Origin of the sequence: Ruminococcus flavefaciens (genome assembly GCF_900108555.1) — a bacterium.
GTDB lineage: Bacteria > Bacillota > Clostridia > Oscillospirales > Ruminococcaceae > Ruminococcus > Ruminococcus flavefaciens_P.
Genome location: NZ_FNWV01000001.1, coordinates 262973 through 275175, shown reverse-complemented (window position 1 = coordinate 275175; position 12203 = coordinate 262973). Strand labels below are relative to the sequence as shown.

The window sequence follows — 12203 nt, the reverse complement described above, 5'->3', positions numbered from 1 at the left end:
TTGGAGAGATCAATGTTTACAGGAAAATACAAAATGGCAGATAAGATCATTGAAGTGAATTCAATATATGAAAAAGTTCACGAATACTGCAAGGATTATCTCACAGATGAGCCTGCTGATCTTTCAGTGGAGATGACTGCTGAGGATATCATTTATGAAAAGCAGAAGTCGGACTCTGAATTTGCTTATGAAGGAAAAGAACTTCCGAATTTTTCGGACGATCTTCTTGAAGAAACTGCGGTATATCGTAAGATAGCCGAGTATATGCCGAACTATGATACATTTGTGTTTCATGGCTCTGTGATAGCGGTTGAAGGACAGGGATTTCTTTTCACGGCAAAGTCAGGAACAGGCAAGTCAACACATACAAGGCTTTGGCGAGAATATCTCGGTGACAAGGCGGTAATGGTCAATGACGACAAGCCTATGCTGAAAATAACAGACACTGGAGTTATTGCTTATGGCACCCCATATAACGGTAAGCACAGACTTGGCTGCAATATGTCAGTGCCGCTGAAAGCTATATGTATACTTACGCGCGGTGAGAAAAACAGTATCGTTCCTATCGGAAAAACAGAGGCTTATTCAATGCTTTTACAGCAGGTATATCGCCCGCAGGATCCTTTGCAAATGGCTAAAACGCTGAAACTTGTGGACAGAATGGCGGAAAGTATCGAACTGTACAGGCTCGCCTGCAATATGGATATGGAAGCGGCGGAAGTCGCATATAACGGAATGAAAGGTTGATTTTATGAAACTTAACAGTGGATTTTTAGCACATGATGACGGAGATCAGAAGCTTCTCGTTTCTACAGGAGCAAGCAAGTTTTCGGGACTTGTCCGCAGCAATGAAACAGCAGGTTTTATAATAAGCTGTCTCGAAAATGATACTACCGAGGCTGAGATAGTTGCAAAAATGCAGGAGAAGTATGATGCTCCAAAGGAAGCTCTGGAACGTGATGTGAAGAAAATCATAGATCAGCTCAGAAAAATTGGAGCTATAGATGAATAAATCTACTTTTGAGGAACAGCTTGCTAAAAACGGCAAACTGATCTACACAAATAAAGGTGACAGTATGATGCCGCTTATCAAGCAGGACAGAGATCTGCTCATCATAACTCCTGTTGAAGGCAGATTAAAAAAGTATGATGTTCCGCTTTATAAACGTGACAGCGGACAGTATGTACTGCATAGGATATTGAAAGTCCGTAATGATGATTACGTTATCTGCGGAGATAACCGCTATAGTAAGGAATATGGCATAACGGACAAGCACATCATAGGTGTTTTAAGCGGTGTTGTACGAAACGGTAAAGAGATATCCGTGAATGATCGTAAATACAAGCTGTATGTTCATTTGTGGTGTGATTTTTTCCCTTTACGAGCATTTATCCTTAAAGCAAAGAGATTACCGAAATGGCTGAAAAGAAGAATAAAGAAATGAAGAACAATGCGGTAAAATGGCTGTATTCAGTTACAGGTCGAAAAAAATGGAATATACTGTGGCTGATGATAGTTCAGGCACTGAACGGTGCGAGCGGAGTTCTTTACGCGCTTTTGCTGAGAAATATCGTTGACTGTGCAGTTGACGGTGACAAGAGCGGCTTCAGGCTGAATGTTATATTTATAATTCTCCTTGTACTGGCGCAGGTCGCAATGAGGGCGATAATTCGCTGGCTTGAAGAGCTTTCCCGTGCCTCTCTCGAAAATCTTTTCAAGCAGCGGCTGTTGAACAATATCCTTACAAAGGACTTCGGAACTGTCAGTGCGGTACATTCGGGCGAATGGCTGAACCGTCTTACAAACGATACGGTAGTTGTGGCTCAGAACAGTGTTGAGATACTGCCCGGACTTGCAGGTATGGTCGTGAAAATGGTCAGTGCAATGGCTATGATGATAGTACTTGACTATCGTTTCGCGCTTATTCTGTTGCCTGTTGGTATAGTTCTGTTTTTCGCCACGTATGGCTTCCGAAAGGTGCTGAAAAGACTTCATAAAAATATACAGGAGCGGGACGGAAAGCTCCGTGTATATTTGCAGGAACGACTTGGCAGTATGATGATGATACGTTCATTTGCTGCGGAAGAACAGACCGAAAATGATGCACTCGAAAAAATGCTTGACCATAAGAAGTCGCGCATGAAGCGTACCCGCTTTTCAAATTTCTGCAATATCGGATTTCATACAGGTATGCAGGGAATGTATGTGGGGGGAGTTATCTACTGCGGCTACGGCATTTTAACGGGAGCTATCAGCTACGGTACATTGACAGCTATCACTCAGCTTATTTCTCAGATACAGTCGCCCTTTGCCAATATAACAGGCTATTTGCCCAAGTTTTATGCCATGACAGCAAGTGCCGAACGTCTTATGGAGATCGAAGCATTTGAAAATGACACCGATGTTCAGCCTATGGACATTGACGAAACACTTGGTTATTACCGTAATGATTTTTCTGCTATGGGACTTGAAAAAGCTGAGTTTGCCTACTATCCGTCAGGCGACAGCGTTCGTCAGCTCAGCAAGGATACGATGCCTGTAGTGCTGAAAGATATCAGTGTTGAAATAGGCAAGGGACAGTATGTTGCTTTTACAGGTCACAGCGGCTGCGGAAAAAGTACCGTATTGAAGCTGCTGATGTGTATATATAAGCTTGACGGCGGCAGACGTTACATAACTGATAAAAGCGGTAATACCGAGGAGCTTTCGGCAAAGTTTCATCGCCTGTTTGCGTATGTTCCGCAGGGAAATCAGCTTATGAGCGGAACTATCCGTGATGTGGTCTGCTTTGCCGATAAGAGCGGACTTCACGACGATAAGCGTATAAACGAAGCATTGAAAATAGCCTGTGCTGACGAGTTCGTAAGCGAGCTTGATGACGGCGTTGATACACTTCTCGGTGAGCGCGGAACAGGTCTTTCAGAAGGACAGATGCAGCGCATTGCTATTGCAAGAGCTATATATTCAAAATGTCCTATAATGCTGCTCGACGAAGCAACCAGTGCTCTCGATGAGGCTACAGAGCGCAAGGTTCTTGAAAATCTCAAGAATATGACAGATAAGACCGTAGTCATCGTTACTCATAGACCTGCTGCACTTGATATATGCGACAGGATACTGCAATTTACCGAAAAGGGCGTGATAGAAAATGGAGAAGAGTGAATTCCGCAGCAATGCTGAGGATATGATATATCTTACTGTTTGTTCTATAAACGGTGTAACTCCTGACCGTGAGCGCATCGAAAAACTTGATCTGCCAAAGCTTTTTGAGGTTTGTCAGACACATATCCTTACAGCCTGTGTTGCTTATGCTTTGGAATCAGCAGGCATCAAGGACAATGACTTCACGCAGGCTAAGGAAAAATCTATCCGTAAGAATATTCTCCTTGATAGTGAACGCGCAAAGATACTAAAGCGTCTTGAAGCGGAAAAAATATGGTATATGCCGCTGAAGGGGGCTATATTCAAGGATTGGTATCCAAAGCTGGGTATGCGTCAGATGTCGGATAATGATATACTCTGTGACGGCACTAAACGAGCGTATATAAAGGAAGTTATGCTTGATATGGGCTTTACCTGTGATCATTTCGGGCAGGATAATGATGACGCTTATTTCAAGCCGCCTGTTTGCAATTTTGAGATGCACAACGAGCTGTTCACGGGAGCTCATGTAGGAAAGCTTCACGGTTATTATGAAGATGTGAAGAACAGGCTCATCAAGGACGAGAAAAACGAATACGGTTATCACTTCCGCGATGAGGATTTTTACATCTACTTTATAGCCCATGAATACAAGCACTTTGCAAGCTATGGAATAGGTGTGCGCTCACTTGTTGATACATATATTTTTATGCAGAAATTCAAGGATAAGCTTGATAATGATTATATAAGTGCAGAGCTTGAAAAGCTTGAAATAGCTGATTTTGAGAAAACAAACCGTGAGCTTGCAGCTAAGCTTTTCTCAATGGAGCAGCTTTCAAGTGAGGAAAAGGAGCTTCTTGATTACTACATTATGTCGGGAACTTATGGTGTTCGCGAAAACCGAGTAAAAAACGATCTCAAATACCGTACAAAAGGTTCAAAATTGGGATATCTGCGTTATCGTTTGTTCCCACCTTTGGAATACCTTGAAGTATCTGTTCCGTGGGTGAAAAAGAGCAAGCTTCTTATCCCTGCGGCATATATATACCGCTTATTCCACGGTGCTATAAATAAGAAGAGTGTATCTGAACATAAAAAACAAATTCGCAAATAATAAAGAAACAGCTAAACGTCCCTGAAAATCAGGGGCGTTTTTCTTATGTTTAAGTGGGGAAAACGACGGAGGGAAGGTGATTAACAGTTTGTTAATTATGCTCACTATGCATTGACGAAGATATAATATAATGGTATAATATTACTATAATAATTATTATATTATAAAAACAAATGTGTATTGTGTCAGATAATGTCGAACGATGTCGAATAATGTTGTATAAGGAGGCGAACGATGGAGTACTATGCTCACACTACAGATGACAGGAAGCAGACTGTTCAGGAACATCTTGAAAATGTTGCGGAAGCGGCTCGTGATAATTCTGTTGAACTTACGAAAGATATAGCATATTTTATCGGACTTGCCTATGATATAGGCAAGTATTCATTGGCATTCCAGCGCCGACTCAGTGGCAGCAGCGAACGCTTTGAACATTCGTCATGCGGTGCGATAGAGGCAGGGAAGCTGAATACCAATATCTCAGCAGAAAACCGCTTGTTTTTGCTGTATATGATCCAATACTGCATTGCAGGGCATCATACGGGACTTCCTGACGGCGGTTCAGATGCTGATCTTGCTGATGCCGATACAACTCTTCACAGCCGTTTGAAACGCGAAAAAAACTATATTGGTGATGCAGATTACAGCGCGTACAGTCAGCAGATCGATCTGGTTTTTCCTGAGGCGATACGTTTCACTGAAGAATTTAAAAAGGTAAACAGCAAAACTGAATTGGTCGAAAAGTACGCTTTTTTTACTCGGTATCTGTTCTCATGTCTCACAGATGCGGATTTTATAGATACTGAGCATTTTTGTTCACCTGAGATAGAACGTGGTTGTGATGCGGACTTTTCAGAAGCTGAAAAATCTGTTGATGAGTGCCTTTCAGGCTTTGTACACGATACGCCTTTGAAGCTTGCAAGGAGTAGGTTACAGGAACAGGCTGTGAGCCGCAGTTCCGATGACAGTGCGGTAAGTATACTCAATATGCCTACAGGAAGTGGAAAAACTCTTTGCAGTATAAAGATAGCGTTGAAAAAGCTGCGTGAGCATGGGAAAAAGCGAATTATTTACGTCATTCCTTATACGAGCATAATTGAACAGACGGCGGAAACCTTTGAGAAGCTGTTCGGAAAATATGCTGATATTTTACAGCATCATTCAAATTATTGCTTTGAGGATATGGGCGAAAATGACCTCACAGCCGATAAGCTGAAACGTTCAGCCGAAAACTGGGACGCTCCCATAATTATTACAACTTGTGTTCAGTTTTTCCAGTCGCTGTATCATTACAGGAGTTCGGGACTGAGGAAGCTGCATAACTATGCTGACAGCATAATCATATTTGACGAGGTGCATATGCTGCCCGTTGAAATGCTTCAGCCTTGTCTGAGAGGAATTGGTTTCGTGACAAAGTACTTAAACAGTGAAGCAGTGTTCCTGTCGGCAACAATGCCTGATTACACGCCGCTTTTTGAAAAGTTTTCCATAAATGCTCCTCTTTGTGAGCTTATACGTGATAAAAGTGATTTCTCATATTTCAGCAAGTGCAGGTACATTGATCTCGGAACAACTACTATTGAAAGCATTGCTGAAAGAGCTATGGGATACCAAAGCAGCCTTATAATTGTCAACAGCCGAAGAACAGCCCGAGAGATGTATAATATTCTCGGCGGAAAGAAATATCATCTTTCAACATATATGACTCCGTCAGACCGTTCCGCTGCGATAAAGGCTATACGCAGCGATCTTGCGAAAGGCGAAAAGATAACGGTCGTATCCACTTCACTTGTTGAAGCGGGCGTTGATCTTGATTTTGAGACTGTTTTCAGACAGCTTGCAGGACTTGACAGCATACTGCAGTCAGGCGGCAGATGTAATCGTGAGGGAAAACGTGAATGTGGTGACGTTTTCATTTTTGAAACTGACGAAAAGCCGCACGGTGATCTGCAAATCAGGGCAAGTGCGATGAGGGAACTTCTTCAGAATTATGATGACATTTCCTCACAGGAGTGCATAAGGGAGTATTACAGCCGTATATTCAATTACAGCAAAGAAGCCATAGAAAGGAACTCCATTGCGAATATAACTCATAGTCTTGACAGTATCCCGTTCCGTACCTATTCTGAAAAATTCAAATTCATACAGGACGATACGGTGGGAGTTGTCATAAACAACAACACTGAAACAGAGGAACTGCTTGCACTTGTTTTTTCAAGCAAAAAAACTGCACTGCGTAAATTACAGAAATATACTGTTTCACTGAAATTGCACGGAGAATACGACAAAGCACTTTCTATCGGACTTATTCGAGATGTTGGGAACGGTGTCTACGTACTGACGAATAATGATAATTACAGATCAGATACGGGACTTGATATTGATCATCAAAGTGACTATTTATTTTAAAGAGGTGATAATATGGGATATGGATTTAAGATTATCGTTGAAGGGGATTATGCCTTATTCACAAGACCTGAGTTCAAGGTTGAAAGAGTAAGCTATGATGTTCCGACTATTTCGGCAATAGAGGGACTCATCAAATCAGTGTACTGGAAGCCTGCTATAAGGATAATCGTGGATAAGATCATAGTTTTTAACCCTATACGTTTTATCAACATAAGAAGAAACGAGATCAAATGCAAAATTCCGCTTTCGTCGGTAAAGTCACAGATGAAAGGAAAAGGCTCAGCGGAGATATATGCCTCAGAACAGCGCAGCCAGCGTGCAGGAATGCTGCTGAGAGATGTAAAATACGGAATAGAGTTCCACTTTGAGCTTACAGGCAACAGATCAGAGCATGAAGATGAATGTGAAGAAAAGCATTACAATATCATGCTGCGGCGATTAAGGAATGGTCAGTTTTTCCGACAGCCGTGTCTTGGGTGCAGGGAATTCTCGGTGAAGCGAATGGAACTTGTGGACGATTTTGATATGTCACTCATTGACAGTGAGCTTGAAGGTGACATTGATCTTGGCTTTATGCTTTACGGTCTTAAATTCGATGACGGCGGCAAGCCTGTGAACGACGACTGGGAAAATCCAAGATTTTCGGATATTGCCTCTCCGCTTTATTATCGTCCTCACATGATAAACGGAGTGATAGACGTTGACAAATACAGGGAGGGGATAGTATGCTGATAAAAGCTCTCTGTGAATACGCAGACAAACAAGCGGCAAAAGACGATAGCAAAAAAATACCTGACGGTTTTGCCGAACAGGAGATCGATTATCGTATTGTTCTTTCCGAGAACGGAGACATGAAGGAGATTATCCCGTTCAATGAGAAAAAGATCATAAAGGATAAAAAAGGCAATGAGAAGTTTATTGAAGTGCCGAGAAAAGCCTGTCTGCCTGCAAGAACTCAGAAGCCGGGTATAGACTCAAATTACATAGAACATAGACCTCTGTATATTTTTGGTCTGAACTATGAGGACGGAGTTTTTACTCCCGATGACAGAACGGGAAAGGCAAGGAAATCACATAAAGCCTTTGTGGAACATGAGCTTGAATTCTTTGACGGACTTGACTCGCAGATATGTACGGCTTATCGTAAATTCATTGAAAAATGGGTGCCTGAGAACGAGACAGAGAACGATGTGCTGAAGCAGCTGGGCAAGGAATATCAAAAAGCTTATTTTGGTTTTACTTTAGGTGTAGGAATGGCGGACCTTGAAGCTGATGAGCAGTTTATTGAAAAGTATCAGAAAAGCCGCAGTCAAAAAGAAGATGAGAACAGTAACTCCGAAATATCTGTTTGCGGAATATTGGGTGAGAAACTTCCGCAGGCAAGACTGCATGATAAGATCATGAGGTTTCCCGGTGGACAGGCATCAGGCTGTCAGCTTGTATGCATGAATGATACTGCATTTGAGTCATATGGCAAGACGCAGTCCTTCAACAGCAATGTTTCCGAAGCTGCAATGAAGAAATACACGGCAACGCTAAACAAGCTTCTTGCCTCACCCGAGCATCATGTTTCGATAGGTGATATGGTGATCGTATACTTTGCCATGAAGAATGACGATTTGGCAGAGTGCAGCCTTTTTTCTGCACTTCTTGGCATGAGCAGTGATGACGAGAAAACAACATTGCAGATCAGTACGATAATGAGCTACGCTAAGGGAGGGTATTCAGCTGATAAAAGCTCAATAGACAAACTTGAAACTGACAATGATGTAACCTTCTATATTGCAGGATTAACTGCTAACAGTTCTCGTATCTGTCAGAAGTTCATCTACCGTGATAAATTCGGGAATATGCTGAAAAATCTCATTCGCCATCAGAGTGATCTTAATATAAGCGAGGATAATACTCGTCCCGTTTATTTCAATAGGATTGCAAAAGAGCTTGTGTCGCCTAAGTCATCAAACGACAAAGTACCGCCGCCGCTTATGACAGGCATAATGCTTGCTGCTTTTAACGGTGCGAAGTACCCTGACGCAATGCTGTCAACGGCTGTCAGACGAGTAAAAACAGACAGTGATGAGGAAAAAAATCAATTTATCAAACTCAATGATACAAGGGCAGGAATAATAAAAGCCTGTCTTAACAGAAAAAACAATAAGGAGGAATTCACTTTGGCTTGGAACGATGAAAACAAAAATCCCGCTTATCTGTGCGGAGGACTTTTTGCAGTGTATGAAAAAATACAGCAGGAGTCATCGGGCGGAAATCTCAACAGAACTATCAAAGATGCTTATTTTGCTTCGGCTTGTTCAAGACCTGCCAGTGTTTTCCCGAAGCTTGCAAAGCTCTCGCAGAACCACATGAGAAAGCTGGGCGACGGCAAACAGATATACTACGATCGTCTCATAGGAAGCGTATGTGACGGTTTTGACGGAGAATATCCGCAGACGCTCAGTCTTGACGATCAGGGAAGATTTATAATAGGCTATTATCAGATGAACAAGAAGCTGTATACTTCGGAAAAAAGTGAATGAAAGGACGGTCAATTATGGAAAATAATGTTATCAAGAACAGATATGAATTTGTAATGCTTTTTGATGTGGAGAACGGTAATCCTAATGGTGATCCCGATGCAGGCAATATGCCGAGAACTGATCCCGAGACTTCCTTCGGTATCGTTACCGATGTATGTCTCAAGCGCAAGATAAGGAACTTTGTGGAGCTTTATAAGGAAGGCGAGGGAGGATACAATATACTTGTAAAGGCTGATCGTTCGCTCAATTCAAAATTTACCGAGGCATATGATGCACTTGGACTTGAAAAGAAGCAGAAAGGCAAGAATACAGATGATGTTAAAAAGGCACAGGGATACATATGCGATAACTATTTCGATGTAAGAACTTTTGGTGCTGTAATGAGTACAGGTGATGATCCCTGCGGAATAGTAAGAGGTCCTGTTCAGCTTAATTTTGCAAAGAGCATTGATCCTGTATATGTACAGGATATCACAGTCACTCGTCAGGCAGTTACTACGGATAAGGATTTTAATGAAAAAAAGCAGAGTGAAATGGGCAAAAAGAGCTTTATTTCCTATGGACTTTACCGTGCTGAGGGCTATGTTTCCGCTATGCTGGCACAGAAAGTGACCCGCTTTTCCGAGGACGATCTGGAGCTTCTCTGGACTGCGATAATCAATATGTTTGAGAATGACAGAAGTGCTGCAAGAGGAAAAATGTGCCTGAGAAAGCTTTATGTATTCAAGCATGAGTCTGCACTTGGAAATGCTCCTGCACATATCCTATTTGATAAAATTAAAGTCGAAAGGAAGGCAGGTGTCGAGCCGCCGAGAAGCTTCGGGGATTACGAGATAACGGTGGACAGAAATATGCCCGAAGGCGTTGAGTTTATCGAAAAGCTATGAGCGACAGCACAATAAATATCCGCACTATTCAGCATTATATGTATTGTCCGAGAAGATTTGCCCTGCTGGAAGTAAACAGCGACTGGGCAGAAAATGCATTCATTGTCAAGCTAATCTTCTCCACGAACACGTACACGACGGAAGTCACAGTTTTTCTGACAGTAAAAAGATAGTGCGGAGCGATATAACAGTTTATAATGATATGCCTGAGTATGACATTTTCGGTGTGACGGACTGTATCGAATTTGTCAGGAGCGATGACGGTGTAAGGCTTGACGGCTATGACGGAAGCTTTACAGTGCGCATAGTCGAATATAAGCCGAAAGCTCCTAAGAATGAGGAGTTCAGCCCAACAGATGCGATACAGGTATTTGCTCAGAAGATATGTGCGGACAGTATCTGGAAATGCAGCTGTGAATGTTATATTTATTATGCAGATATTCGCAGGAGAGTACGGCTGCCCTTTGATGAAGAATATCAGAAGTATGATGATATGCTGAAAAAGCTTCTTGAAGAAATGAGGGGAGTCCTTGCGGAAAAAATGATACCTCAGCGTAAAAAAGGACAGAAATGTTCAGGCTGTTCATTAAGTGATATTTGCTTTCCCGTGAAGAAAAAGTATAGTGTAAAAGAGCTTGTTATGCAGCAGAAAGGAGCTGATTACCCGTGAAAAAACTATTGAATTCTTTGTATATCCTCGATGAGACAGCATGGCTCACCCTTGACGGCGAAAATATTGTATGTAAATGCGAGGATAAGGAAAAATTCCGCCTGCCATTTGTAAATATAGGGGATATATACTGTTTCAGCTATCTTGGCTGCTCGCCTGCGCTTATTGGAAAATGTGCGGATACGGGTGTAAAGATCAGCTTTATATCTCCGTCAGGCAAGTATCTTGCTTCGGTATGCGGCAAGACAAAGGGCAACATTTTTCTGAGAAAGGCACAGTTTGAACAGCTTGCAAAGCCCGATATACTTCTTGCTCAGAATACGGTAGCTGCAAAGCTGTCGAATACACGCTTCCTTATACGGCGTTCAATGCGTGATAATCCCCAGCTTGACAGTGACGGCGAGCTTAGCAGATGTATTGAATATCTCGAAGGCGGTATGGAACACGTTTATGAAATGAATGATACCGAAACAATAATGGGACTTGAAGGAAGCTGTGCAAAGTCGTACTTCAATATATTTGATAAGCTTATCCTGCATCAGAAAGATGATTTTTATGTAACAGCAAGAACCAAGCGTCCGCCGCTTGATCCCGTAAATGCCGTATTGTCGTTCCTTTATACGATAATGACGAGCTGGTATGCTTCCGCGCTTGAAAGTGTAGGACTTGACAGCTGTTACGGTTTCTATCATGCACTGCGTTCGGGCAGAAGCAGTCTTGCCTGCGATCTTGTTGAGGAAGTGAGATGTATCGCAGAACGTCTCACACTGACGCTTATAAATCTGAAAAAGATCAATATCTGTGATTTTGAAAAGCAGGAAAGCGGAGCAGTATATCTAACAAAGGAAGGCAAAAAGAAAGTCCTGTCCGCATGGCAGGAAAAGAAAAGGACAAGCATAGTTCACCCATATCTTAATGAAAAGATAACTCTCGGAATACTGCCGTTTGTACAGAGCAATCTGCTTGCAAAGTATTTCAGAGGTGAGATCGAGGAATATCCTTGTTTTATCATGAAGTAGGTGATACATATGATGGTGCTTATAAGCTATGATGTTTCAACGACTGACAGCAAGGGAAAAACAAGGCTGCGTAAAATAGCAAAGGAATGTCAGAATTACGGACAGAGAGTGCAGAATTCAGTTTTTGAGATAGATGTTGATTATGGCATATTTCTGAAAGTCAAAGACAAACTTCTGAAACTTATCGACGAAAAACATGACAGCCTGAGATTTTACTATCTTGGAAATAACTGGCACAGGCGTGTTGAGCATTATGGTGCAAAAGAGACTTATGATCCTGAAGGAGTGATAATAATTTGAGCTGCGAAAGCCAAATGATATTGAAATGTCGGCAGGTTCGCAGTAAAAAAACAATGATTTATTAATAAAATATGAACAAAACTATATGGTTTTGTTTGAATTAGTCCACCCGTTGTGGCGGAAGTGAC

The 12203-nt window shown here is 42.0% G+C and carries 13 protein-coding genes; all 13 read left to right on the top strand.

Annotation, left to right across the window (positions count from 1 at the left end; translation table 11 throughout):
* The first annotated feature begins 33 nt into the window (after window positions 1-33).
* The 13 genes from BLW60_RS01145 (at window position 34) to cas2 (ending at window position 12075) form a co-directional block, all read left to right on the top strand.
* Window positions 34-747, top strand: coding sequence for a hypothetical protein (locus BLW60_RS01145; protein WP_242872802.1), 714 nt, complete (start codon window positions 34-36; stop codon window positions 745-747).
* 4 nt (window positions 748-751) lie between these two features.
* On the top strand, window positions 752-1012 hold the full coding sequence (locus BLW60_RS01140; RefSeq protein ID WP_074714072.1) for a PqqD family protein: 261 nt from the start codon (window positions 752-754) through the stop codon (window positions 1010-1012).
* Window positions 1005-1445, top strand: a complete 441-nt coding sequence (locus BLW60_RS01135) for a S24/S26 family peptidase (RefSeq protein WP_074714071.1) — start codon at window positions 1005-1007, stop codon at window positions 1443-1445. Before BLW60_RS01140 ends, BLW60_RS01135 begins: the two co-directional genes overlap by 8 nt.
* Window positions 1418-3163 (top strand): ABC transporter ATP-binding protein, encoded by a 1746-nt coding sequence (locus BLW60_RS01130; protein ID WP_242872801.1) that lies wholly within the window; start codon window positions 1418-1420, stop codon window positions 3161-3163. The genes BLW60_RS01135 and BLW60_RS01130 overlap by 28 nt, the downstream gene beginning before the upstream one ends.
* On the top strand, window positions 3150-4256 hold the full coding sequence (locus BLW60_RS01125; RefSeq protein WP_074714070.1) for a nucleotidyltransferase domain-containing protein: 1107 nt from the start codon (window positions 3150-3152) through the stop codon (window positions 4254-4256). The genes BLW60_RS01130 and BLW60_RS01125 overlap by 14 nt, the downstream gene beginning before the upstream one ends.
* A 234-nt stretch (window positions 4257-4490) precedes the next feature.
* Window positions 4491-6665 carry a CRISPR-associated helicase/endonuclease Cas3 gene (locus tag BLW60_RS01120; RefSeq protein ID WP_074714069.1) on the top strand — a complete coding sequence of 725 codons (2175 nt, stop codon included), beginning with the start codon at window positions 4491-4493 and terminating at the stop codon, window positions 6663-6665.
* 12 nt (window positions 6666-6677) lie between these two features.
* Window positions 6678-7397, top strand: coding sequence for a type I-C CRISPR-associated protein Cas5c (gene cas5c / locus BLW60_RS01115; RefSeq protein ID WP_074714068.1), 720 nt, complete (start codon window positions 6678-6680; stop codon window positions 7395-7397).
* The gene (gene cas8c / locus BLW60_RS01110; protein WP_074714067.1) at window positions 7391-9199 is read left to right on the top strand and encodes a type I-C CRISPR-associated protein Cas8c/Csd1; all 1809 of its coding nucleotides are present in this window, start codon (window positions 7391-7393) and stop codon (window positions 9197-9199) included. Before cas5c ends, cas8c begins: the two co-directional genes overlap by 7 nt.
* Window positions 9200-9213: 14 nt before the next feature.
* The gene (cas7c, locus tag BLW60_RS01105) at window positions 9214-10086 is read left to right on the top strand and encodes a type I-C CRISPR-associated protein Cas7/Csd2 (protein ID WP_074714066.1); all 873 of its coding nucleotides are present in this window, start codon (window positions 9214-9216) and stop codon (window positions 10084-10086) included.
* Window positions 10083-10259, top strand: coding sequence for a hypothetical protein (locus BLW60_RS17085; RefSeq protein WP_242872800.1), 177 nt, complete (start codon window positions 10083-10085; stop codon window positions 10257-10259). The genes cas7c and BLW60_RS17085 overlap by 4 nt, the downstream gene beginning before the upstream one ends.
* Window positions 10260-10288: 29 nt before the next feature.
* A complete protein-coding gene (locus tag BLW60_RS01100; RefSeq protein WP_242872799.1) occupies window positions 10289-10756 on the top strand; it encodes a CRISPR-associated protein Cas4 in 468 nt (155 codons plus the stop codon).
* Window positions 10753-11775 carry a type I-C CRISPR-associated endonuclease Cas1c gene (cas1c, locus tag BLW60_RS01095; RefSeq protein ID WP_074714065.1) on the top strand — a complete coding sequence of 341 codons (1023 nt, stop codon included), beginning with the start codon at window positions 10753-10755 and terminating at the stop codon, window positions 11773-11775. Before BLW60_RS01100 ends, cas1c begins: the two co-directional genes overlap by 4 nt.
* 9 nt (window positions 11776-11784) lie before the next feature.
* Entirely contained in the window at window positions 11785-12075 is a 291-nt protein-coding gene (cas2, locus tag BLW60_RS01090; protein WP_074714064.1) for a CRISPR-associated endonuclease Cas2, read from the top strand.
* Window positions 12076-12203 lie beyond the last annotated feature (128 nt).

Coding starts and splice junctions, on each gene's coding strand:
- BLW60_RS01145 (WP_242872802.1), top strand. CDS start 34: ATGGCAGATAAGATCATTGAAGTGAATTCAATATATGAAAAAGTTCAC.
- BLW60_RS01140 (WP_074714072.1), top strand. CDS start 752: ATGAAACTTAACAGTGGATTTTTAGCACATGATGACGGAGATCAGAAG.
- BLW60_RS17085 (WP_242872800.1), top strand. CDS start 10,083: ATGAGCGACAGCACAATAAATATCCGCACTATTCAGCATTATATGTAT.
- cas2 (WP_074714064.1), top strand. CDS start 11,785: ATGATGGTGCTTATAAGCTATGATGTTTCAACGACTGACAGCAAGGGA.
- BLW60_RS01125 (WP_074714070.1), top strand. CDS start 3,150: ATGGAGAAGAGTGAATTCCGCAGCAATGCTGAGGATATGATATATCTT.
- cas5c (WP_074714068.1), top strand. CDS start 6,678: ATGGGATATGGATTTAAGATTATCGTTGAAGGGGATTATGCCTTATTC.
- BLW60_RS01135 (WP_074714071.1), top strand. CDS start 1,005: ATGAATAAATCTACTTTTGAGGAACAGCTTGCTAAAAACGGCAAACTG.
- cas7c (WP_074714066.1), top strand. CDS start 9,214: ATGGAAAATAATGTTATCAAGAACAGATATGAATTTGTAATGCTTTTT.
- cas8c (WP_074714067.1), top strand. CDS start 7,391: ATGCTGATAAAAGCTCTCTGTGAATACGCAGACAAACAAGCGGCAAAA.
- BLW60_RS01100 (WP_242872799.1), top strand. CDS start 10,289: ATGCCTGAGTATGACATTTTCGGTGTGACGGACTGTATCGAATTTGTC.
- BLW60_RS01130 (WP_242872801.1), top strand. CDS start 1,418: ATGGCTGAAAAGAAGAATAAAGAAATGAAGAACAATGCGGTAAAATGG.
- BLW60_RS01120 (WP_074714069.1), top strand. CDS start 4,491: ATGGAGTACTATGCTCACACTACAGATGACAGGAAGCAGACTGTTCAG.